This is a genomic window from Bartonella sp. AD328YNZD, from assembly GCF_042196425.1.
Map to the genome: position 1 here is coordinate 1 of NZ_JBHIQG010000891.1, position 521 is coordinate 521.

Here is a 521-nt window from a genome sequence, read left to right on the forward strand (position 1 = left end):
AAAGTCACCGCATCAAACATTTACAACATACTCAATAAAACTACAAAAGGATTGCCTACGAGCAAATATGAAGACTACAAAATCAAACTCATAACAGAACGCTTAACAAGAGAAACAAGCCCCTATTATGAAACTGAAGATATGAGATGGGGTATCGAACATGAAGAAGATGCCTTGAGAGAATATGGCTTCATTCATGATGCCGATATAACAAAATGCGGCTTTATCCAACACCCCACAATAGAAATGGCGGGGGCTAGTCCTGATGGTCTCATTGGAGAAGACGGTTTAATCGAAGTCAAATGCCCGAGATCAGTAACACATATGCGCTTTTGTATAGGTGACGAAATCAAACCAGAATATCACGCACAAATGCAATTCCAAATGGCTTGTACAGGACGAAAATGGTGTGATTTCGTAAGTTATGATCCACGTTTTACGGGAGAATTCTTTCACTTGCGCATGAAAGTCAAGCGTGTTCTCCGTGATGATCAACAAATTGAACAGATCAATCAAGCTGT

The 521-nt window shown here is 39.9% G+C and carries 1 protein-coding gene; it reads left to right on the forward strand.

What is annotated here, in order from left to right:
• Positions 1-521, forward strand: a 521-nt coding sequence (locus ACFIO3_RS15610; protein ID WP_375704836.1) for a lambda exonuclease family protein, incomplete at both ends; no start/stop codon positions are given.